Raw genomic sequence first — 19,792 nt, 5'->3', positions numbered from 1 at the left:
GTCTATCATTTATGACCACGACATCCGGTCATGTGATCCCCTGCACTCCTTGTCGGGTATGCCGACAGCTTCTTGCTATCGGCATACCCGACCAGAAGCACAGGGCCGGCACACCGGCCGGCCCTGGCTGACCCGGCGTATCAGCCGCCGAAGTCGTCGAGCATGATGTTTTCCGGCTCGACACCAAGATCGACCAGCATCTTGATGACGGAAGCGTTCATCATGGGCGGGCCACACATGTAGTACTCGCAGTCCTCGGGGGCCGGATGGTCCTTGAGGTACTCATCGTACAACACATTGTGGATGAAGCCTGTCGCCCCTTCCCAGTTGTCTTCCGGCAGGGGATCGGACAGCGCCAGGTGCCATTCGAAGTTTTCGTGCTCTTCGGCCAGCTTGTCATACTCTTCATTGTAGAAGGTCTCGCGCCAGGAGCGAGCCCCGTACCAGAAGCTGATCTTGCGCTTGGTATCCAGGCGCTTGAGCTGGTCGAAGATGTGGCTGCGCATCGGTGCCATGCCGGCACCACCGCCCACGAAGACCATCTCGGCATCGGTGTCCTTGGCGAAGAACTCGCCGAAGGGCCCCATGACGGTGACCTTGTCGCCCGGCTTGAGGTTGAACACATAGGTCGACATCACACCGGGCGGATGGCTGGTGTTGGGCGGCGGCGTGGCAATACGCACGTTGAACTTGAGGATACCCTTCTCTTCCGGGTAGTTGGCCATGGAATAGGCGCGGATGATCTCCTCGTTGTTCTTGTGCGACACATCGAAGAGGCCGAACTTCTCCCAGTCGCCACGATATTCTTCCTCGACCTCGAAGTCCGAGAACTTGATGTCGTAAGGGGGCGCCAGCAGCTGCACATAGCCCCCTGCCCGGAAGTCCACTTCCTCGCCTTCGGGGAGGCGCAGGTTGAGCTCCTTGATGAAGGTGGCGACGTTGGGGTTCTCGATGACCTCGCATTCCCACTTCTTGACGCCGAAGACCTCTTCCGGCACCTCGATCTTCATGTCCTGCTTGACCGGTACCTGGCAGGACAGGCGCCAGCCTTCCTTCTTCTCGCGCAGTGTGAAGTGCGATTCCTCGGTGGGCAGGATGGAGCCACCGCCTTCTTCCACGCGGCAGCGGCACTGGGCGCAGGAGCCGCCACCACCACAGGCGGAAGACAGGAAGATCCCGTTGGCGGCCAGGGTGTTGAGCAGCTTGCCCCCCGCCTGGGTCGTTAGCGTGTGCTCGGGATCACCGTTGATCTCGATGGCGACATCCCCGGTACTCACGAGCCTGCTGCGCGCGCCCAGGATCACTGCCGTCAGACCGATGATGACCACGGTGAACATGACCACACCGAGCAATATGACTGTTGTATCAACCATGTCGGTTTCCTATTGCTTGCGTTGCCTGGTGACCGGTGGCGCGATGGCCACCGGCAGAACACGACTCACCTTAGATCTGAATGCCGGAGAAGGACATGAAGCCCAGCGACATCAGGCCGACGGTGATGAAGGTGATGCCCAGGCCCTGCAGTGAGGCGGGCACGTCGCTGTACTTGAGCTTCTCGCGGATACCGGCCAGGGCGGTGATCGCCAGCGCCCAGCCGACACCCGCGCCCAGTCCGTAGATCACGGACTCGCCGAGGTTGTAGTTACGCTCGGACATGAACAGGGTCGCACCGAGGATCGCGCAGTTCACGGTGATCAACGGCAGGAAGACCCCCAGGGCGTTGTAGAGCGCCGGGACATACTTGTCGAGGAACATCTCGAGAATCTGCACGATCGCCGCGATAACGCCGATGTAGCTCAGATAGCCGAGAAAGGTCAGGTCGATGTTCGCGGCGCCGGGAATCCCGGTCCAGGTCAGCGCACCCTCGCCCAGCAGATAGGTCAGGATCAGGTTGTTGACCGGCACGGTAATGGTCAACACCACGATGACGGCAATCCCCAGGCCGAACGCCGAGGATACCTTCTTGGAGACCGCCAGGAAGGTACACATGCCCAGGAAGAATGCCAGGGCCATGTTCTCGACAAAGACCGAAGCAACGAAAAGGCTCAGATAATGTTCCATGTTACACGGCCTCCTTCGGTTGGGTGTTGGCCTTCATCTCGAACTCGTTCTCCTCGACCTGTTCCGGGTTGATGGCGCGCAGCACCCAGATGATCAGGCCGATGATGAAGAATGCCGAGGGCGGCAGCAGCATCAGGCCGTTGGGCACGTACCAACCACCGGTGGCCACCGGCTCGAGCACGGTGAAGCCGAACACGCTGCCGGAACCGAACAGCTCACGGAAGAAGCCGACGGTCATCAGGATGAAGCCATAGCCGATACCGTTGCCGACACCATCCAGCAGTGACAGCCCCGGCGAATTGGTCATGGCGAAGCCCTCGGCGCGGCCCATCACGATGCAGTTGGTGATGATCAGGCCGACGAAGACCGACAGCTGCTTGGACATCTCGTAGGCATAGGCCTTGAGAATCTGGTCCACCACGATGACCAATGAAGCGATGATGGTCATCTGGACGATGATACGGATCGAGGACGGAATGTGATGGCGGATCAACGAGACGAAGAAGTTGGAAAAGGCCGTCACGAAGATTACCGCCAGCGACATGACCAGCGACACGCTCATGCTGCTGGTTACCGCCAGCGCACTGCAGATCCCGAGAATCTGCAGGGCAATCGGGTTGTTCTTGAAGATTGGCGTCGTCAGGACGCCCTTGGCAGTCGGTGCAGACATCTTCAGGCTCCTTCAGTCTCGTCAGTGGAAGCCGTATCGACAGCCTCCTGATCAATGCCATCGCGGAACTTGGCAAGGAAGCTACCGAAGCCTTCCGGCCCCAGCCAGAATTCCAGCATGTTGCTGACACCATTACTCGTCAGTGTGGCGCCGGACAAGGCATCGACTTCCGTGTCCTCGGTCGCGCCGCCCTTGACCAGGCCGATCGCCGGCTCGGCGTCGCCGCCTTCCCCATAGATCTTCTTGCCTGGCCACTTGGACTTCCAGCGCGGCGTGTCGACCTTGGCACCCAGACCCGGCGTCTCGGAATGCGAGTAGTAGGTGATGCCGACGATGGTGTTGCCGTCACCTTCCACCGACAGGTAGCCACGCATCAGCCCCCACAGGCCCTGACCGCGAATCGGCAGGATCAGCTGTTCGGGGTCCTGAGGATCGCCCACCAGGTAGACGGTGCTGTAGTTTTCCTGACGCGACAGGCCGGCAATGTCCTTCTCGCCCGAGAGCGTACGCGACTGGGCCGGATCCCGAGCGGCTTCGAAGCCACTGTAGTCGTCGGGATCGAACTCGTCGGTATACTCGCCGGTGCGCAGGTCGACGACCTTGGGCGTGATCTTCTGGAACTCTTCCGCCACATCATCGCCCGGCTCGTAGAGGTCCGCGACGTTGAGGATGTTGGTCTTGCGGTCCAGCTCCTGATTGAGCTGCTGCTTGGAGCGCAAGGCCACTGCAGCGGTGGACACGATGATCGAGCACACGATGCAGAGTGCAAACGCCACCGTCAGTATCTTCTTGATGGAGTTGTTGCTCTGTGCCATCAGGCATTCTCCTCGACCGGATCACCAGTACGCCGCTGACGACGCTTGATGTTGGCCTGAACAAAGAAGTGATCGATCAGCGGGGCGAACAGGTTGGCGAACAGGATCGCCAGCATGATGCCTTCCGGGAAGGCCGGGTTCACCACGCGGATCAGCACGGTCATGACACCGATCAGTGCACCGAAGATCAGGCGCCCCTGCTGGGTCATGGAAGCGGATACCGGATCGGTGGCCATGAACACCATGCCGAAGGCGAAGCCGCCGACGACCAGGTGCCAGTACCAGGGCATCGCGAACATCGGGTTGGTATCCGAGCCCAGCAGGTTGAACAGCGCACTGGTCACCACCATGCCCAGGAAGACGCCCAGCATGATGCGCCACGAGGCGATCTTGGTCCACAGCAGCACGGCCGCGCCGATCAGGATCGCCAGGGTGGAGGTCTCGCCCACCGAGCCGGGAATGAACCCGAGGAAGGCATCCCACCAGCTGAACTGATCCGTGAGGCTGCTCATGCCGCTCTGGAAGGCCGTCGACAGGGCCGTCGCGCCGGTATAGCCATCGGCGGCCACCCAGACGGCGTCACCGGAAAGCTGAGCCGGATAGGCGAAGTAGAGGAAGGCACGGCCGGTAAGCGCCGGGTTGAGGAAGTTCTTGCCGGTACCGCCGAAGATCTCCTTGCCGATCACCACCCCGAAGGTGATGCCCAGAGCCACCTGCCACAGCGGAATGGTCGCCGGCAGGATCAGCGCATACAGCACCGAGGTGACGAAGAAGCCCTCGTTGACCTCGTGGCCACGCTTGATGGCGAACAGGACTTCCCAGAAGCCGCCGACCGCAAAGGTCACCAGGTAGATGGGCAGGAAATAGGTCGCCCCGAGCACGAAGTTGCTCCACAGGCTGCCCGCGTCATGCCCGCCGCCCAGGGTCATGACAATGGCCTCACGCCAGCCGCTGGCGGCACCGAAGCCATCGCCGATCGCCAGGTTGGCCTGCCAGCCGGCATTCCACATGCCGAAGAGCATGGCCGGGAAGGTGCACAGCCAGACCGTGATCATGATGCGCTTCAGGTCGATACCGTCACGCACATGCGCCGTGGTCTTGGCGACACTGGGCGGTGTATAGAAGATGGTGTCCACCGCTTCATACAGCGGATAGAACTGCTCGTACTTGCCACCTTTGTGGAAGTGCGGCTCAAGATTGTCGAGTGTCTGTCGGATACCCATCATCAGGCCTCTTTCTCGATCGTGGTGAGGTTATCGCGCAGGATGGGACCGTATTCGTACTTGCCCGGGCACACATAGGTGCACAGCGCCAGGTCTTCCTCATCCAGCTCCAGACAGCCAAGCTGCATGGCCGTCTCGATGTCACCGACAATCAACGAACGCAACAGCTGCGTGGGCAGAATGTCCAGCGGCATCACTTCCTCATAGACCCCTACCGGCACCATGGCACGTTCCGAGCCATTGGTGGAGGTGGTCGGCGCATAGTTGCTCAGGCCCTTGATCTTCGAGAGATAGATCCCCATCACGGAATGCCGGTCGCTGCCCGGCGACAGCCAGCCCATCAGGGTGCGCTTGTTGCCCTCCTCGATCAGGCTGAACTGACTGTTGAAGCGCCCCAGGTAGCGCAGGCTGCCTTCAGCGGTGAAGCCCGAGAACACCGAGCCGGAGATCACCCGGGTATCCTCGGGATCCACGACCTCGCCGTCGAGCAGCTCCTCGGTACTGGCCCCAATGCGGGTACGCAGCAGGCGTGGCTGCTGGGCACGCGGGCCACCCACGGCGACCACCCGGTCGACGTCGAGCTTGCCCTCGGCGAACAGCTTGCCGAAGGCAATGACATCCTGATAGCCGATGTGCCACACCGACTTGTGCAAGGCCACGGGCGAGAGATGATGGATGTGCGTGCCGACCAGGCCTGCCGGATGGGGCCCGGCAAAGGTCTCGGTCTCGACGCCCTGGACGTCACCGCCCGGGAGGTCGGCATCCGGCGCGCCGCACAGGAAGACACTGCCCTGGGTGAGCCGCTTGAGCACCTTCAGACCATCCGCGAAGGCCTCGGACTGTTCGTTGATGATCACGCCGGGGTCGGCGGACAGGGGGTGGGTGTCGATGGCCGTCACGAAGATGTTCTCGGGTTCGGCATCCAGCGCCGGGGTCCGCGAGTAGGGCCGCCCGCGCAGCGCCGTCCACAGCCCCGACTCGACCAGCTGGTCGACCACGGTCTGGCGCTCGAGGGATTCCAGTTTGTCGCGACCGTGAGCGGTGAAGGATTCCGCTTCCTCGGTGTCGTCGACCTTGATCACGACGGACAGTAACTTGCGTTTTTCGCCACGGTTGATGGCCACGACCTCACCGGCAGCAGGTGCCGTGAAACGCACACCCTCGATCTTCTTGTCGGTAAAGAGCAGCTGGCCCAGTTTGACCTTGTCCCCCTCCCGGACCTCCATGGTCGGCTTCATGCCGATATAGTCGGTACCGAGTACGGCCACGTGGCGTACCGGACGCGCATCCTCGATACGCTGTTCCGGGGCCCCCGTGATGGGGAGATCCAGGCCTTTCTTGACTTCGATCATAGTCTCGCCCAGTTGATGGATCGGATATACGAAGGAAAGGGGTACGAACGGGTTCAGATTCTATTGGTTGTCAGAATGTTACCAGTCAGGCCCGAGATGCACTCGGACCACCCCGAAAATCATGGATATTATAAAGAGAAGCCAGTCCCCTGACTACCGACCTAAGGTCGCAATCCGGGTTGGGTGACGTCGTTGCGCGACATCCGGGGCAGCATGCGGCGTGCAAGGAGGGGCTCGAGGGCGGGACAACAGCGGGGATGGCCGCCCCGGGCAAAGGCCGGGGCGGCGGCAGGGGTCATGCCTGGGCGCGGGGCAGCTTGAGGAAGCTCACGTTGGAGACCTGTTGCAGGATGCGGATCACCTGGCAGCTGTAACCGAATTCGTTGTCGTACCAGACATACAGGACGACATGTTTGCCATTGGCGATGGTCGCCTGAGCATCGACGATGCCGGCATGGCGATTGCCCACGAAGTCGGTGGACACCACCTCGGGCGAGTCGACGAAGTCGATCTGCTTCTGGTAATCGGAGCCGATCGACATGCGACGCACATAGTCGTTGAGCGTCTCGACATCGGTGTCCTTGTCCAGGGTCAGGTTGAGAATCGCCATGGAAACATTGGGCGTCGGCACGCGAATGGCATTGCCGGTGAGCTTGCCATCGAGCTCCGGCAGCGCCTTGGCCACGGCCTTGGCGGCACCGGTTTCGGTGAGCACCATGTTGAGCGGTGCACTGCGCCCGCGGCGATCGCCCTTGTGGTAGTTGTCGATCAGGTTCTGGTCATTGGTATAGGAGTGCACGGTCTCGACATGGCCGTGGGCGATGCCGAACTCGTCATTGACCACCTTGAGCACCGGCACGATGGCATTGGTGGTACAGGACGCCGCCGAGATGATGCGATCGTCGCCGGTGATGTCCTGATGATTGATGCCATAGACGACGTTCTTGACATCGCCCTTGCCCGGCGCGGTCAGCAGGGCCTTGGCCACGCCCCGGCACTCCAGGTGCTGGCCGAGACCCGCCTCGTCGCGCCAGATGCCGGTGTTGTCGACCACCACCGCATTGTCGATGCCGTAGTCGGTATAGTCGATCTCGGCCGGCGAGTCGGCATAGATCACCTTGATGACATTGCCGTTGGCGGTCAGCGTGCGGGCCTCGGCATCCACGCTGATGGTGCCGTCGAAGGGACCATGCACACTGTCGCGACGCAACAGACTGGCGCGCTTCTCGAGGTCCTTGGCGATGTCGCCGCGGCCCCGCACGACGATGGCCTTGAGGCGCAGCAGATTGCCGCCCCCGGCCTTTTCCACCAGCACGCGTGCCAGGATGCGGCCGATGCGGCCGAAGCCATAGAGCACCACGTCCTTGGGCTGGCCGGTGCCGGCATCCGGGTCATGGCCATCGACGATCTCGGCCAGCTCCTCGCGCAGGAAGGCCTCGGCATCGCCGCCGCCACGATGCTTGAAGGCCACGCCCAGCTTGCCGACGTCGACGTGCGCCGGCCCCAGGTTGAGGCTCTGCATGGCCCGAATCAGCGGAAAGGTGTCCTGGACGGAAAGCTCGGTGCCCTCGATCTTGCGGACGAAGCGGTGATCCTTGAGGATCCGGATGACGCTGCGGTTGAAGAGTGAACGCCCGAACATGGTGGTCACCACGTTGTTGCAGCGATACAGGCTGCCGATCAACGGGATCATCTGCTCGGCAATCGCCTGGTTGTCGTGCCACTCCTGGAAGACGGTATCGAGGGATTGCTGACTCACGTGAGGCCTCTTTATCGGGGATGGAAAAACGCACTGCATTATCCGAGGCCGGCCCGTGAAGAGCAATCACGGGATGGTCGCAGGCGGTGTAGGCGGATTACAACAACGGCTGTCTCACTACATGATCCACCGGGCTGGTATGATGCCGGCATTGACCCACTCGACACGACGCGACCGACATCATGACGACCTTTTCGCCACTCGACCCTCGTCGTCCTCAAGGGCTGCGTGACACCCTCTACTGGCAGACACCGCCGGGCAGCGCCACGGCCCTGGCCCTGGCGCATCTGGCCGAGGACGCGCCGCTGCTGGTCATCACCGCCGACACGGCCGCCGCCCAGCGCCTGGAAGGCGACCTGGCCTTTTATTCGCATCTGCCGGTCCTGCCCTTCCCCGACTGGGAAACCCTGCCCTACGACAGCTTCTCGCCCCACCAGGACATCGTCTCGGCCCGGCTGCGGACCCTGCGCCGCCTGCACGAGGGCGAACACGGCATCGTGCTGGTGCCCGTCAACACCCTGATGCAACGCTTGCCGCCGGTCGACTACATCGCCGGCCGGGTCATGACCCTCGAGGTCGGCATGACGCTGGATCGCGAAGGCTTCCGCGAACGCCTGTCCCGCGCCGGTTACCGGGCCGTGGAGACGGTCTACGAGCCCGGCGAGTTCGCCCTGCGGGGAGCTCTCATCGACCTCTACCCCATGGGCCATGACACCCCGCTGCGTATCGATCTGTTCGATGACGAGGTCGATACCCTGCGCAGCTTCGATCCGGACACCCAGCGCAGCCAGGACCGGATCGAACGCCTCGACCTGCTGCCGGCCCACGAGTACTCGCTGTCACGCGGGGCGATTGCCTGTTTTCGCGAGGGTTTCGAAACGCTCTTCGATGTCGATCCGCGCCAGTGTCCGCTCTATGTGGACGCCCTCAAGGGCATCCCCTCTCCGGGCCTGGAGCAGTATCTACCCCTGTTCTTCGAGGAGACCGCCACCCTCTTCGACCACCTCTCCAGCCAGTCGCGGGTCGCCCTGACCCCGGGGGTCCATGAGGCCGCCGAGCACCACTGGGCCGCCATCGAGAGTCGCTACGAGAACCTCGGGGTCGACCCCACCCGGCCCCTGCTGCCGCCACACAGAGCCTTCGTGCCGGTTGCCGAGGTGTTTGCCGGCATCAAGCGCCTCCCCCGGGTCGAGCTGACCGACGACCCCGAACACCCGCACGCCATCCTGCCGGCGGCGCGTCCGGTACCGGAGGTCACGGTCAACGCCCGGGCCAGGGAGCCGCTGGCATCGCTGTCCGGCTTTCTCGCCGATCATCCGACCCGCATCCTGTTCGTGGCGGAGTCCCGCGGGCGACGCGAGGCCCTCGAGGAGACCCTGGCCCCTCTGCGCCTGGAGCTGCCGCATGTCGAGGACTTCCCCGCCTTTCTCGCCAGCGAGCAGCGCCTGGCGATCACCGAGGGCACCATCGACGCCGGACTGTGGCTCGACTCCCCCGACCTGGCGGTCATCAGCGAGACCGAGCTGTTCGGCGAGGTAGTCCGCCAGAGCCGGCGCCGCGAAAAGGCCACCGACAACGACGAGCTGGCCATTCGCCACCTGTCGGAACTGCGCCCCGGGGCGCCGGTGGTGCACCAGGCGCATGGCGTGGGCCGCTATCAGGGCCTGGAAACCATCGAAGCCAGCGGCCAGGCCGCCGAGTTCGTGTCGCTGGAATACGCCGATGGCGCCAAGCTCTATGTGCCGGTCGACAGCCTGCACATGATCTCCCGCTATGCCGGCGTCGACGACGACCTGGCACCCCTGCACCGCCTGGGCTCGGAACAGTGGGACAAGGCCAAGAAGAAGGCCGCCGAGAAGATCCGCGACACCGCCGCCGAGCTGCTCGATGTCTACGCCCGCCGGGAGGCACGCGAGGGCTTCGCCTGCGCCATGCCGGACAGCGACTACGCTCGCTTCGCCGGCAGCTTCCCGTTCGAGGAAACCCCGGACCAGCGCGCCGCCATCGAGGCCGTGGTCGGCGACATGACGGCACCGCGCCCCATGGACCGCGTCGTCTGCGGCGATGTCGGCTTCGGCAAGACCGAGGTGGCCATGCGCGCTGCCTTCCTCGCCGTGCACTCCGACCGCCAGGTGGTGGTGCTGGTCCCCACCACCCTGCTGGCCCGCCAGCACTACGAGAACTTTCGCGACCGCTTCGCCGACACCGCCGTGAACATCGAGCTGGTATCACGCTTTACCGGCGGTCAGGGACAGGCGGCGGCCAAGCAGCGTATCGAGGATGGACGCGCCGACATCGTCATCGGCACCCACAAGCTGCTGTCCAAATCCATGCAGTTCGCCAACATGGGCCTGCTGATCATCGACGAGGAACACCGCTTCGGGGTCGCCCAGAAGGAACGACTCAAGCAGCTGCGCGCCGAGGTGGACATCCTGACGCTGACGGCCACGCCGATTCCCCGCACGCTGAACATGGCCATGAGCGGCATCCGCGACCTGTCGATCATCGCCACCCCGCCGGCGCGGCGTCTCTCGGTCAAGACCTTCGTCCAGCAGCGCGACGAGGCCGTCATCAAGGAAGCCATCCTGCGCGAGATCCTGCGTGGCGGCCAGGTCTACTTCCTGCACAATGAGGTCAAGACCATCGAGACCGCGGCCGAGACGGTGCGCGAGCTGGTACCCGACGCCCGGGTCGGGGTGGCACACGGCCAGTTGCCGGAGCGTTCGCTGGAACGCGTGATGTCCGACTTCTATCACAAGCGCTTCAATGTGCTGGTATGCTCGACCATCATCGAGACCGGCATCGACGTGCCCAGCGCCAACACCATCGTCATCCAGCGGGCCGACAAGTTCGGGCTGGCCCAACTCCACCAGTTGCGCGGCCGCGTCGGCCGCAGTCATCATCAGGCCTACGCCTATCTGCTGACCCCGCCGCCGCGCGCCATGACCCGCGACGCCACCAAGCGCCTCGAAGCCATCGCCCAGGCCGAGGATCTGGGCGCCGGCTTCACCCTGGCCAGCCACGACATGGAGATCCGTGGCGCCGGCGAGCTGCTCGGCGATGAACAGAGCGGGCAGATGGAAGCCCTGGGCTACAGCCTCTACATGCAGATGCTGGACCGGGCCGTGAAGGCCATCCGCGACGGCAAGACGCCCAATATCGAGGCCCCGCTCGACGAGGGCGTCGAGCTCAGCCTGAACCTGCCGGCCCTGATCCCGGACGATTACCTGCATGACGTCCAGCAGCGGCTGGTCATGTACAAGCGCATCAGTCATGCCGAGAACGAGGCCGACCTCAAGGAACTGCAGGTCGAGATGGTCGACCGCTTCGGCCTGCTGCCGGATTCGGTCAAGACGCTACTGCGCCAGACGCGGCTGCGCCAGCGCGCCGAACGGCTGGGGATCCTCAAGCTCGAGGCCGGCAGCGAGCGTGGTCGGGTGATCTTTTCCGCCCAGACGCCGGTCGACCCCCTGGCACTGGTCGAGCTGATCCAGCATCAGCCCGACACCTACCGGCTGGAAGGTGCCGACACCCTGCGCTTTTCGGCCGACATGCAGGACGAGACCCAACGCTTCGCCTGCGTCGAGGAGCTGCTGGACATGCTCAACCGCAAGGCGGAAGCCGCCTGAATGCGTACTTTCCTCACCCGGGTGACGAACTTTCCCGCGGTGGATAACTCCAATGCAAGCCCCTGGCCGCCCCACAGGCGGGCATGGCGACGACTCAACGGCAGACCATGATGATGACAGCAATGAGACCTGGATTCCTGCGCGGGCCTTCTGCCCGCCTCACTCTGGCCATCGCCCTCGGCGGCGCTTTCGCCACGCCGTCAATGGCCGACGCGGACGACCTTCCCGCCGGGCATTTCCGGCTTCCCGAACAGGGCGACCTGGTCGGCGAGATCACCACGGTCGAGGCCGATAAGGAGGACACCCTGATCGACATCGGTCACGCCCATGGCATCGGCTACCGGGCCATGGTGCGCGCCAACCCCGAGGTCAGCGTCTGGTACCCCGGCGAAGGCACCGAAGTGACCATTCCGGGCCGTTTCATTCTGCCCGATGCCCCCCGCGAGGACATCGTGATCAATGTCGCCGAGATGCGCCTCTACTACTATCCGCCCGCCGAGGACGGTGAACCGCGCACCGTCCAGACCTACCCGCTCGGGGTCGGCCGCCAGGACTGGGAGACACCGCTGGGCGACACCACCATCACGCAGATGGTCAAGAACCCAGCCTGGTATCCGCCCGAGTCGATCCGCCAGGAGCACGCCGAGGCCGGAGACCCACTGCCCAGCGTGGTGCCGGCCGGCCCCGACAACCCGATGGGCACGCGCAAGATGCGCCTGGGCATTCCGGGCTACCTGATCCACGGCACCAACAAGCCGGAAGGCGTTGGCATGCGCGTATCCCACGGCTGCGTGCGGATGCTGCCGGATGACGTGGAAACCCTCTTCGCCCAGGTCTCGGTGGGCACCCGGGTGCGCATCATCAATGAAAGCCTCAAGCTCGGCTGGGCCGACGGCAAGCTTCACGTCCAGGCCTACCCCTACCTGGATGAACAGCAGGGCACCACCATCCAGCGTGTCACCGAGGCACTGTCTCAGGTGCAGTCGAGCCTGGCGGGCAAGGAGTATGAGGTCGATTACGCTCGCCTGAAGGAAGTGGTCGAGGTGCCGAGCGGTATACCGGTAGCGCTGGAAGCTCCCCCGGAACCGAAGGAACCGGAACCCAGACCCACGCCGTTCTATGACCAGCTTGACCTGCAGTTCGCCCACGCCGGCTTTCACAACCACCTGGCCTATGCCGGCGAGCCGCACGAACCGGCTCGCTGAGCCTGCCACTCTCCCAACGACAAGGGCCCCGCCGAATGGCGGGGCCCTTGTCGTAGCGTGATGACCAGCCGCCGAAGGCGGCCGGCAACACCCTTACTTGCGCATGGTGCGCTCGAACATGCGGTTCATCTCTTCGCGGTTCTTTTGAGACATCTGCAGAGCGCGCTCAGCCTGGCTCTGGGCCTGGTTGGCGGTATTCTGGGCTTCAGTGGCGATGCTGCGCGCTTCAGCGGCATCCGCCTGGGCAGACTCGGCAGTAGTGCGAACTTCTTCCAGTGCGCCGGAAGATGCGCAACCCGCCAGAATCGCCAGAGAGGCAGCAGCAGCAGACAGCTTCAGAGTCGTCTTGAGAGTCATGGTGTTCTCCTTGGAACTTTCCTTGAACTACTTTGGATGCACCTGCCGAAGCAGGTTTCCCGCAATGCGGGACAACGGGAAGTACTAGAACGATTTCTAACGCAAGTACCTCTTGAGCGCAACATTACGCCGAGCGCCGAAGAAGTCAAACACTGTTTTCCGACAACAGCGCCCGATGCTCGGTGAACGCTTGTGATGCAGCGCAAAGCCTAGCGGATGACGACCCGCGTGCCAATGTCGATCATCGACGACAGTGTCTCGATCTGGGCGTCGGTGACGGCGACACAGCCATCCGTCCAGTGAAAACGACGATGAATGTCCGGATCGGCCACACCCACCCCATGAATCCCGATATAGCCGCCCAGGGCCGTCGACTGGGGTGGCTGCCCATGGCGACGGTAGTAGGCGAAGTAGTCATCATATTCCCGCTCGCTGAACACGCCGGACTGCAGCGCCATCCGGGCATGCAGCGGCGTCGGGTAGTCGAGACCGATGAAGGTGTGGAACTTGCTCTCGAAGTTGAAGCGGCTGACCCGGAATTCGCCCATGGGCGTCTCACGACTGCCGCGCAGACGCTGAGGCTCGGCGCCGCCGCGTCCCAGGGAAATCGGCTCGAAACGTTCCAGCAGGGTATCGCCGCGATACAGGCTCAGACTGGCCTCCTGATCATCCACCAGCACCCAGACTTCGTTGCTGTAGCGCGGCGCGGCCGCTCGGGCCAGCAGCTCATCCATGGGGCCGCTGAAGGCGGCCACGGATTGCATCAGGTTGCCGTGGGCGACGCCGCTGGTCAGCACAAGGGCGCACAAGCAGGAGAGCAGAAAACCGAAGCGTCGACGGGAAAACGATGTCATGGCAGCTGGCTCACCGGGGTTGGACAGCGGAACGGAGGGCACACGCGCGGTCACCACTCCTCGTTGGTCAGGCGCAGGGCGCCGATTTCCTGCTTGGCATCCTGCAGACAGTCGGCGAGTTCACTGGCCAGGTCCTGGCCGCCGACGGCGATCATGCCCTGAGCGGCGCCGGTGGAACGACGCGCCGCACCGTCGCTGGAATGCAACATGTCGAGACACGCAATGAGACGATACAGCCAGCTGCCGGGGCGCTCGGCTAGGCTCCGCAGGCGCTCCAGCTCGGCCAGCGGGAGGTCACGCGACAGCAGCAGGGAGCGCCAGTCCGCCCCCGGCGCCTGCTCGGTGAACTCGGTGAGCTCGCCGACCAGCGACTCCAGCGCCAGCTCGAACAAGGCCAGCGCCCCCTCCTCGGCCGCCATGCGTCGCGCCTGGGCATGCTCGTCATCCCCCGGCGCCCGGTCCAGCAGGAGTTCGGCCTGATACAGCAGTTGATTGGTGCGTGCACGCGGGGTCACTTGCGCTTGTCCTCCACCTGCCAGCGGCCGTCCACGAAATTGGCCTTCCAGCCGGTCGCCTTGCCGTTCTCGTCCGTCATCACGTACTGCTCCTTGGCCTTGCGCGAGAAGCGAATCTGCGCCGGTCGCCCCTCCGGGTCGGCCGTGGGGGCGTCCAGCAGATAGCGATACTTGTCGGGCAACTCCTCGGCATGCGACTTCAGCTCAGCCACCAGCGGCGGACGCGTCTCGCGATTCTTGGGGAACTTGCTGGCGGCCAGGAAGAGCCCGCTGGCCCCATCGCGCAGGACATAATGGTCCTCGACCTTCTGGCATGCCAGCTCCGGCATCGGAATCGGGTCCATCTTGGGCGGAGCCACTTCGCCATTGCGCAGCAGCTTGCGGGTATTCTTGCAGCCGTCGCTGGTGCAGCCGAAATACTTGCCGAAACGGCCGGACTTGAGCTGCATCTCGCTGCCGCACTTGTCGCACTCGATGGTCGGCCCTTCATAGCCCTTGATGCGGAAGCGCCCTTCCTCGATCTCGTGGCCGTCACAGTCCGGGCTGTCACCGCAGATGTGCAGCTTGCGCTGCTCATCGATGAGATAGCTGTCCATGGCCGTGCCGCATTTCGGGCAGCGGTGCTTGGCGCGCAAGGCATCCGTCTCGGCTTCCTCGCCGGCATCGGCGGCCACGGCTTCATCCCCCGGCAGCAGGTCCACGGTGGTCTTGCAGCGTTCCTTGGGCGGCAGACTGTAGCCACTGCAGCTCAGGAAGACGCCGGTGGAAGCCGTGCGGATCTGCATCTCGCGCCCGCAGGTCGGGCAGTCGATGCCCGTGGCGACAGGCTGATTGGGACGCATGCCCGCATCGCTCTCGGCGACCCTGAGCTCGTCGCGAAACTCGGCATAGAAGGCATCGAGCAGTTCCCGCCAGCGACGCTCGCCCTCGGCCACTTCATCCAGGCTGTCCTCCATGCGTGCCGTGAAGGAATAATCCATCAGGTCCGGGAAGGATTCCTTGAGACGCTCGGTGACGATATCGCCGAGCTTTTCGGCATAGAAACGCCGGTTCTCGAGGCGCACATAGCCGCGATCCTGAATGGTCGAGATGATGGCGGCATAGGTCGACGGCCGGCCGATGCCCTTCTTCTCGAGTTCCTTGACCAGGCTCGCCTCGGTATAGCGGGCCGGCGGCTTGGTGAAGTGCTGCTGCGGATCCAGCGCTTCCAGGCTCAGGGTCGTGCCCTCGCCCAGGTCGGGCAGCGACTGGTCCTCATCCTTGCGCCCCATGGGCTTCATGACCCGGGTGTAACCGTCGAACTTGAGCACGCGTCCCTTGGCCCGCAGCTCATAGCCCGAAGCTTCGACCGTCAGGGTGGTCGACAGATACTCGGCCGGCGTCATCTGGCAGGCGACGAACTGGCGCCAGATCAGTTCATAGAGGCGCTCGGCATCTCGTTCCATGCCGGCCAGGTCACTCGCCTGGCGCGTCACTTCGGAGGGCCGGATGGCCTCGTGGGCCTCCTGGGCGCCTTCCTTGCTGGTGTAACGGTTCGGCGACTCGGGCAGGTATGGCTTGCCATAGGCGTCGAGGATGTAGTCCCGGGCGCCGTTCACCGCCTCCTGGGACAGATTGGTGGAATCCGTCCGCATGTAGGTGATGTAGCCGGCCTCATAGAGGCGCTGCGCCAGCGTCATGGTCTTCTTCACCGAAAAGCCCAGCCGGCCGCTGGCGGCCTGCTGCAGGGTCGAGGTGATGAAGGGTGCGTTGGGCCTGGAGCTCGTCGGCTTGTCTTCCCGCCCGGTAATCGCCAGGCTGGCATCGCGCAGGGCGGCGATCCTGTCCAGCGTCTCGCTCTCGCTGGTCGGCCGGAAGGCCTCGCCGTTGTGCTTGACCAGCTCGAAACGCACCGCGTCACCGGACGCATCGGCGGGCGCGAGATCGGCGTGCACATCCCAGAATTCCTCGGGCACGAAGGCCCGGATCTCGCGTTCGCGCTCGACGATCAGGCGCATGGCCACCGACTGCACTCGCCCCGCCGAGAGGCCACGGGCGATCTTGGCCCAGAGCAGGGGCGACAGCATGAAACCCACCACACGGTCGAGAAAGCGCCGTGCCTGCTGGGCCTCGACCCGCGGCATGTTCAACTGCCCCGGGTCCTCGAAGGCCTCCTTGATGGCGTTCTGGGTGATCTCGTTGAACACCACGCGTCGATAGCGCGAGGCGTCGCCGCCGATGGTCTCGCGCAGATGCCAGGCAATGGCCTCACCCTCGCGGTCCAGGTCGGTGGCGAGATAGACGTGATCGGCCTTGTCGGCGAGCTTCTTGAGTTCCGCGACAACCTTTTCCTTGCCGGGCAGCACGACATAGTCGGCCTCCCAGCCATTGTCCGGATCGATGCCCATGCGACGAATGAGCTGATCGTGAGCCTTGCGACGGCGATGCTCGGCCTTTTCCTCGGCAGACATCTTGCGCGTCTCGGCAGCCTGCCGGGCGCGCTCCTTGGGATCGGAAGCTGCCTTGCCCGAGCCGCTGGTCGGCAGGTCACGGATGTGTCCCACGCTCGACTTCACGATGTAGTCGTTGCCGAGATATTTGTTGATCGTCTTCGCCTTGGCCGGCGACTCGACGATGACCAGTGACTTGCCCATAGTGCTCCACTATACGTTTGGCGCCAGCCCAGGCTCGCGCCGATCGGATTCGGCCCGCCTCATCCTGCGACGGTGAAAAATGCGCTTACCCTACCCCAGCACTCGGCTTCATGCCAGTCGCAACTCAAGAACCTAGACTTTACCCGCCTTTTGCCACAAGTGAAGCTTTGTACGCCGGAAAGCGCAACGCCCCCGCCGAAAGCTCGACGGGGGCGTTGCAGGCAGCGCGAGAGGAAAGCGCGCGATCAGGGAAACACTGCTTAAATGCCTGCGCATGCGAATCGCTGCGTTACACGGTGCTCGAAAGCTCGCCTAACTGCTGTTATGTCTCGCTTTCTGTGCTCCGTGTGCCTTGCGCTTCACTATGCTCGTCGATTTATTCAGCGTTTCCTCAGGTCTCGCCGGCGGCGCTGGAGCGGTCGCCTTCCCTCCCCGGCCTGGCCGAGTGGAAGAGGCCGCGCACACGCTCGAAACGCTCGGCGGCATGCGCGGAAAGATCGCCACTGGCGGCCAGCACATGCTCGATATGTTCGAGGTGAGCGTCGATCTGTTCGGCGCCCTCCCCGCTCAGCAGCGTCGGGATCGCTTCCAGTGCCGCTTCCCGGTCATGCTCCAGAATGAAGAACTGCTCGCGCACCAGCTGCTTGAAATCGGCCAGGGTAGCGCTCGGCTCGAGCTCGGCACGGCTCGCCCGCAGACGCTTGAAATTGCGTTCGTCACTGGCCGGCGCCCCGCCCAGCACATAGATCACCGAGCGCATCACGGCCTCGTGGCTGCCGCCCTCGGCCACCTTGGCGCGGGTGGTCGCGCGACGCTGCTCGATGAAGCGCCGATGTTCCGGCTCGGCACCGGGGCGGTGGCGCCGGGAATGCGCATCGCCCTGCAGGCCGACCATGGCCTGGAGCATGGGCTGCCCGTAGAACATCAAGAAGCTCTGCTCGATCAGGCCATCGCGATATTGGCGCCAAGCATCCAGCCCCTGCGACATACCGCTGGACAGCACGCCCTCCAGGGCCCGGAAGACATTGTCCTGGTCGACCGGATGACGATCACGCCGCACGCGCTCGGCCATGACCGGCACGGCGCTCATCAGCGGGTTGCGATCCGAGAGCAGGCGATAGCCCAGGCGATTGGGATGCATGCGCCGCATGAAGCGTGCCGACTCCGGTGAGGCCATGGCCTGCACCCAGGGCTGGCCGAAGAGGCGATACAGCCCCAGATTGATCTCCGAGAGGCGCGCCACGGTGGCGAAGCGCCGATCGTCCTCGGGGCGATGCTGGACCACCTCGTCCAGATCAGCGACTTCGCGACGCTGGAACTCGAGCAGGTAGTCGCGTTCGATCAGCTCGTCATCGGCGTGCTTGTCGGCCGAGGTCACCTGGGTCTCGTAGAGCCCCGGCGGCAGGACATCGATGTAATCCATATTGGCCGTGAACTCGGTGTGCTCGCGACGCGACACACTCCCGGAGACGAAGATTCCCAGGTGGCCGGTGGTGTCGTGCACGCAATAAACGATCGTCTGCTCGTTGGCAATGACGTCCTCGGTGTTCTCGTAGAGGTCGCGCACCCAGCCCAGTGCCTGGGGCGGTGGCGTGATATCGTCGCCCTGCGAGCAGAACACCACCACCGGCGAGCGCAGGTTGCGCAGATCGATGCGCCGTCCGTCGGACGAGACCAGTTGAGCGGTGGACAGCCGGTTGCCGATAAAGAGGTTATCCACGATGTACTGGATTTCGTCGGCCCCCAGGACCACATGGCCGCCCCACCAGCGCTCGAACTCCAGGTAGCGCTGGGCCTCGGTGTCCACATTGGCGAAGAGCCGATACTGCTTGTCCCACCAGGTATTGGCCGGATTGAGACGTTCGAAATTCTGCACCAGCCAGGCGCCATCGAACAGCCCTGCCCCCATGTCGCCCAGCAGTGCGGTCATCCAGCTGCCGCCGGTCATGCCGCCGGTATAGCGCATCGGCGCGCCGCCGCGCTCACCGGCCCAGTAGGACAGGGGAGCACCGGCCACCAGGATCGGCCCGAAGAGGTCCGGCTCCAGGGCGGCCGCCATCATGATCTGCCAGCCGGCCTGGCAGTTGCCGACCACCATCGGCTTTTCCGAGACATCCGGATGACGCTCGATGACATGGCGCAGGAAGGCGATTTCGGCCTCGACCACATCCTCGACCTGCTGGCCCGGTACCGGGTAAGGCAGAAAACCGATGAAGTAGCACGGATGCCCGGCTCTCAGGGCCACCCCGACCTCGCTGTCGGGCTTGAAGCCACCGATGCCCGGCCCGTGCCCGGCCCGCGGGTCCACCACCACGAAGGGCCGGCTCTGGTCGTCGATCTCGACTCCCTCGGGCGGCAGGATCCGCAGCAGTTCGTAATTGACGGGGCGCGGCAGCTCACGGCCATCGACCAGCACCTCGGCCTCGAAGCCCAGGACATTGGGCTTGGTCTTCTCGATGTGCTCGAGATACTGATTGCCACGCTGGCGCATGACATCCAGATAGAGGGTGCCGCGCTGCAGGGTATCGACCCAGTAGTCGCAGGCCGCGCGACCGAAGCCGAGAGGATCCAGCAGGGACATCGCCGGCGAGGACGAAGAGAGCATCATGGGATACATCGCAGGACTCCAGGGCGAAAGCCGGACAGCATCCGGCGGGCATCGATTTGCTGCAATGCAATATAGCGAATTCCGTGGCGCAAGGGAAATATCCGCCCCCTG

14 protein-coding genes are annotated in these 19,792 nt (G+C 64.0%); 2 read left to right on the top strand and 12 right to left on the bottom strand.

From position 1 onward, the window contains the following. Positions 1 to 140: 140 nt before the first annotated feature. The 7 genes from nqrF to QWY79_RS00605 form a co-directional block, all read right to left on the bottom strand. Positions 141 to 1,373 carry an NADH:ubiquinone reductase (Na(+)-transporting) subunit F gene (gene nqrF / locus QWY79_RS00635; protein WP_290268865.1) on the bottom strand — a complete coding sequence of 411 codons (1,233 nt, stop codon included), beginning with the start codon at positions 1,371 to 1,373 and terminating at the stop codon, positions 141 to 143. A gap of 70 nt (positions 1,374 to 1,443) precedes the next feature. Continuing rightward, entirely contained in the window at positions 1,444 to 2,061 is a 618-nt protein-coding gene (gene nqrE / locus QWY79_RS00630) for an NADH:ubiquinone reductase (Na(+)-transporting) subunit E (protein ID WP_290268863.1), read from the bottom strand. 1 nt (position 2,062) lies between these two features. Further along, positions 2,063 to 2,731: an NADH:ubiquinone reductase (Na(+)-transporting) subunit D gene (locus QWY79_RS00625; protein WP_290268861.1), complete on the bottom strand. Its 669-nt coding sequence runs from the start codon at positions 2,729 to 2,731 to the stop codon at positions 2,063 to 2,065. A 2-nt stretch (positions 2,732 to 2,733) separates the two neighbouring features. Beyond that, entirely contained in the window at positions 2,734 to 3,546 is an 813-nt protein-coding gene (locus QWY79_RS00620; RefSeq protein WP_290268860.1) for a Na(+)-translocating NADH-quinone reductase subunit C, read from the bottom strand. Further along, entirely contained in the window at positions 3,546 to 4,772 is a 1,227-nt protein-coding gene (locus tag QWY79_RS00615; protein ID WP_290268858.1) for an NADH:ubiquinone reductase (Na(+)-transporting) subunit B, read from the bottom strand. The genes QWY79_RS00620 and QWY79_RS00615 overlap by 1 nt, the downstream gene beginning before the upstream one ends. Continuing rightward, entirely contained in the window at positions 4,772 to 6,121 is a 1,350-nt protein-coding gene (locus QWY79_RS00610; RefSeq protein WP_290268856.1) for a Na(+)-translocating NADH-quinone reductase subunit A, read from the bottom strand. The genes QWY79_RS00615 and QWY79_RS00610 overlap by 1 nt, the downstream gene beginning before the upstream one ends. A 295-nt stretch (positions 6,122 to 6,416) precedes the next feature. Further along, entirely contained in the window at positions 6,417 to 7,880 is a 1,464-nt protein-coding gene (locus QWY79_RS00605; RefSeq protein WP_290268854.1) for a glyceraldehyde-3-phosphate dehydrogenase, read from the bottom strand. A gap of 182 nt (positions 7,881 to 8,062) precedes the next feature. On the opposite strand from QWY79_RS00605, the gene mfd reads away from it, so the two are divergent. Together mfd and QWY79_RS00595 are read left to right on the top strand one after the other, a co-directional pair. Next, positions 8,063 to 11,509 carry a transcription-repair coupling factor gene (gene mfd / locus QWY79_RS00600; RefSeq protein WP_290268852.1) on the top strand — a complete coding sequence of 1,149 codons (3,447 nt, stop codon included), beginning with the start codon at positions 8,063 to 8,065 and terminating at the stop codon, positions 11,507 to 11,509. Positions 11,510 to 11,631: 122 nt separating this feature from the next. Next, positions 11,632 to 12,714 carry a L,D-transpeptidase family protein gene (locus QWY79_RS00595; protein ID WP_290268850.1) on the top strand — a complete coding sequence of 361 codons (1,083 nt, stop codon included), beginning with the start codon at positions 11,632 to 11,634 and terminating at the stop codon, positions 12,712 to 12,714. A gap of 93 nt (positions 12,715 to 12,807) precedes the next feature. Here QWY79_RS00595 and QWY79_RS00590 read toward each other — a convergent pair whose 3' ends face one another. From QWY79_RS00590 to QWY79_RS00570, 5 genes are all read right to left on the bottom strand, one after another. Then, positions 12,808 to 13,071 carry an Lpp/OprI family alanine-zipper lipoprotein gene (locus tag QWY79_RS00590; protein WP_290268848.1) on the bottom strand — a complete coding sequence of 88 codons (264 nt, stop codon included), beginning with the start codon at positions 13,069 to 13,071 and terminating at the stop codon, positions 12,808 to 12,810. Positions 13,072 to 13,280: 209 nt separating this feature from the next. After that, the gene (locus tag QWY79_RS00585) at positions 13,281 to 13,835 is read right to left on the bottom strand and encodes a L,D-transpeptidase family protein (protein ID WP_435389744.1); all 555 of its coding nucleotides are present in this window, start codon (positions 13,833 to 13,835) and stop codon (positions 13,281 to 13,283) included. Between the two features lie 140 nt (positions 13,836 to 13,975). Then, on the bottom strand, positions 13,976 to 14,440 hold the full coding sequence (locus QWY79_RS00580) for a DUF6586 family protein (RefSeq protein ID WP_290268843.1): 465 nt from the start codon (positions 14,438 to 14,440) through the stop codon (positions 13,976 to 13,978). Continuing rightward, positions 14,437 to 17,073, bottom strand: a complete 2,637-nt coding sequence (topA, locus tag QWY79_RS00575) for a type I DNA topoisomerase (protein WP_290268841.1) — start codon at positions 17,071 to 17,073, stop codon at positions 14,437 to 14,439. Before topA ends, QWY79_RS00580 begins: the two co-directional genes overlap by 4 nt. Positions 17,074 to 17,464: 391 nt before the next feature. Continuing rightward, positions 17,465 to 19,690 (bottom strand): DUF3141 domain-containing protein, encoded by a 2,226-nt coding sequence (locus QWY79_RS00570; protein WP_290268839.1) that lies wholly within the window; start codon positions 19,688 to 19,690, stop codon positions 17,465 to 17,467. Positions 19,691 to 19,792 lie beyond the last annotated feature (102 nt).

Source organism: Halomonas sabkhae (assembly GCF_030409265.1).
GTDB lineage: Bacteria > Pseudomonadota > Gammaproteobacteria > Pseudomonadales > Halomonadaceae > Halomonas > Halomonas halmophila.
The sequence above is the reverse complement of the archived record's forward strand: the minus strand, read 5'-3'. Positions and strand labels throughout refer to the sequence as shown.

Bases quoted from the DNA above. Each gene is read 5' to 3' on its own strand.
- QWY79_RS00595 (WP_290268850.1), top strand. From the start codon at position 11,632: ATGAGACCTGGATTCCTGCGCGGGCCTTCTGCCCGCCTCACTCTGGCC.
- QWY79_RS00590 (WP_290268848.1), bottom strand. From the start codon at position 13,071: ATGACTCTCAAGACGACTCTGAAGCTGTCTGCTGCTGCTGCCTCTCTG.
- QWY79_RS00625 (WP_290268861.1), bottom strand. From the start codon at position 2,731: ATGTCTGCACCGACTGCCAAGGGCGTCCTGACGACGCCAATCTTCAAG.
- nqrF (WP_290268865.1), bottom strand. From the start codon at position 1,373: ATGGTTGATACAACAGTCATATTGCTCGGTGTGGTCATGTTCACCGTG.
- QWY79_RS00620 (WP_290268860.1), bottom strand. From the start codon at position 3,546: ATGGCACAGAGCAACAACTCCATCAAGAAGATACTGACGGTGGCGTTT.
- QWY79_RS00570 (WP_290268839.1), bottom strand. From the start codon at position 19,690: ATGTATCCCATGATGCTCTCTTCGTCCTCGCCGGCGATGTCCCTGCTG.
- QWY79_RS00610 (WP_290268856.1), bottom strand. From the start codon at position 6,121: ATGATCGAAGTCAAGAAAGGCCTGGATCTCCCCATCACGGGGGCCCCG.
- QWY79_RS00615 (WP_290268858.1), bottom strand. From the start codon at position 4,772: ATGATGGGTATCCGACAGACACTCGACAATCTTGAGCCGCACTTCCAC.
- QWY79_RS00585 (WP_435389744.1), bottom strand. From the start codon at position 13,835: ATGCAATCCGTGGCCGCCTTCAGCGGCCCCATGGATGAGCTGCTGGCC.
- topA (WP_290268841.1), bottom strand. From the start codon at position 17,073: ATGGGCAAGTCACTGGTCATCGTCGAGTCGCCGGCCAAGGCGAAGACG.
- mfd (WP_290268852.1), top strand. From the start codon at position 8,063: ATGACGACCTTTTCGCCACTCGACCCTCGTCGTCCTCAAGGGCTGCGT.
- nqrE (WP_290268863.1), bottom strand. From the start codon at position 2,061: ATGGAACATTATCTGAGCCTTTTCGTTGCTTCGGTCTTTGTCGAGAAC.